A 2,800-nucleotide genomic window follows, 5' to 3' on the forward strand; every position below is an offset into this window, starting at 1 on the left:
TTTGGTCAAGCCCTCGACCGATTAGTAACAGTCAGCTCCACACGTTACCGTGCTTCCACCTCTGCCCTATCTACCTGATACTCTTTCAGGGGTCTTACTGTCTTATAGACAGGGACATCTCATCTTGGGGGGGGCTTCACGCTTAGATGCCTTCAGCGTTTATCCCTTCCGGACTTGGCTACCCAGCTATGGATTTGGTATCCAGCTGATGCACCAGTGGTCCGTCCAGCCCGGTCCTCTCGTACTAAGGCCAGCTCCCCTCAGATATCCTACGCCCGCGCCGGATAGGGACCGAACTGTCTCACGACGTTCTGAACCCAGCTCGCGTACCGCTTTAATGGGCGAACAGCCCAACCCTTGGGACCTGCTACAGCCCCAGGATGCGATGAGCCGACATCGAGGTGCCAAACCACTCCGTCGATGTGAACTCTTGGGAGTGATAAGCCTGTTATCCCCAGGGTAGCTTTTATCCGTTGAGCGATGGCAATCCCACTTTATGCCACCGGATCACTAAGTCCTACTTTCGTACCTGCTCCACCCGTCGGTGTCGCAGTCAAGCTCCCTTCTGCCTTTGCACTCTTTAAATGGTTTCCGACCATTCTGAGGGAACCTTTGAGCGCCTCCGATACCCTTTCGGAGGCGACCGCCCCAGTCAAACTCCCCGCCTGGCATTGTCCCACCGCTGGTTCACAGCGGCTGGTTAGAAACCCAATACTGCAAGGGTGGTATCCCAACAGCGACTCTGTTAAGACTGGCGTCCTAACTTCTTCGTCTCCCACCTATCCTGTACATGCAGTACCGAATCCCAGTACCAAACTGGAGTAAAGCTCCATGGGGTCTTTCCGTCCTGGCGCGGGTAACCAGCATCTTCACTGGTACTTCAATTTCACCGGATGTATTGTCGAGACAGTGCTCAAATCATTACGCCTTTCGTGCGGGTCGGAACTTACCCGACAAGGAATTTCGCTACCTTAGGACCGTTATAGTTACGGCCGCCGTTTACTGGGGCTTAAATTCAAAGCTTCGCTTGCGCTAACCTCTCCTCTTAACCTTCCAGCACCGGGCAGGCGTCAGCCCATATACTTCACCTTTCGGTTTTGCATAGACCTGTGTTTTTGCTAAACAGTTGCTTGAGCCTATTCTCTGCGGCCTGATTTCTCAGGCACCCCTTCTCCCGAAGTTACGGGGTCATTTTGCCGAGTTCCTTAACAATACTTCTTCCGTCGGCCTTAGGATTCTCTCCTCATCCACCTGTGTCGGTTTACGGTACGGGCACATATGGCACAATAGCGGCTTTTCTCGGCAGCCGGTCCGCATGCTTCGCTACTCTAGTTCGCTCCACATCACAGCAAGGACTTTCGTGTGCGGATTTGCCAGCACACCATCCCCTCTGCTTGTACCAGTCTTTCCATTCCTGGCTCATGCTTTCCTTCTGCGTCCCCACAGTTCTGACCATATGTGGTACAGGAATCTAAACCTGTTGTCCATCGGATACGCCTCTCGGCCTCTCCTTAGGTCCCGACTTACCCAGGGCAGATCAGCTTTACCCTGGAATCCTTGGATATTCGGCCGGAAGGATTCTCACCTTCCTCTCGCTACTCATTCCGGCATTCTCTCTTCTTATCCCTCCACTGCTCCTTATCGGTACAGCTTCGTCGGTCTTAAGAATGCTCCTCTACCAATCATACTTAGTATGATTCCACAGCTTCGGTGTTGTGTTTCAGCCCCGGACATTTTCGGCGCAGGGACTCTCGACTAGTGAGCTGTTACGCACTCTTTGAATGAATGGCTGCTTCTGAGCCAACATCCTAGTTGTCTTTGAATCCCCACATCCTTTTCCACTTAACACACACTTTGGGACCTTAGCTGGTGGTCTGGGCTCTTTCCCTTTTGACTGTCCAACTTATCTCGTACAGTCTGACTCCCGTTCATCATCTTAATGGCATTCGGAGTTTGATATTCTTTGGTAAGCTTTGACGCCCCCGCGGAAATTCAGTGCTCTACCTCCACAAGACTAAAACGAGGCTAGCCCTAAAGCTATTTCGAGGAGAACCAGCTATCTCCGGGTTCGATTGGAATTTCTCCCCTATCCACACCTCATCCCCACCCTTTTCAACGGATGTGGGTTCGGTCCTCCAACGCCTTTTACGGCATCTTCAACCTGGACATGGATAGATCACCCGGTTTCGGGTCTACTCCTACTGACTATTATCGCCCTATTAAGACTTGGTTTCCCTTCGGCTCCGGACCTTAAGTCCTTAACCTCGCCAGTAAGCGTAACTCGCCGGACCGTTCTACAAAAAGTACGCGGTCGCACATATAAAGTGCTTCCACAGCTTGTAAACACAGGGTTTCAGGTTCTCTTTCACTCCCCTCCCGGGGTCCTTTTCACCTTTCCTTCACAGTACTATGCGCTATCGGTCACTAAGTAGTATTTAGCCTTACGGGGTGGTCCCCGCTTATTCCATCAAGGTTTCTCGTGTCTCGATGTACTCTGGATACCGCCATGTCAGCTCTTCTTTCGCTTACGGGACTTTCACCCTCTCTGGTCTGCTTTCCCAAAACAGTTCTGCTGGAATTGCTGAATCAATTATGCGGTCCGAACCCCGGAATGCACGCACTCCGGTTTGGGCTCTTTCCATTTCGCTCGCCGCTACTTTGGAAATCGATTTTTCTTTCTCTTCCTCCGGCTACTTAGATGTTTCAGTTCACCGGGTTCCCTTCCATACGTTATGGATTGGCGTATGGATACATGAGGTATTCTCATGTGGGTTTCCCCATTCAGACATTCACGGATCAA

The 2,800-nt window shown here is 51.6% G+C and carries 1 rRNA gene; it reads right to left on the bottom strand.

Annotated elements, in window-relative coordinates:
• Window position 1: 1 nt before the first annotated feature.
• Window positions 2–2,800: ribosomal RNA gene (locus DWX96_RS14125) — 23S ribosomal RNA — on the bottom strand; the annotation flags it as partial.

This window comes from Roseburia sp. AF22-2LB, from assembly GCF_003461125.1.
Classification (GTDB): Bacteria; Bacillota; Clostridia; order Lachnospirales; family Lachnospiraceae; genus Roseburia_C; species Roseburia_C amylophila.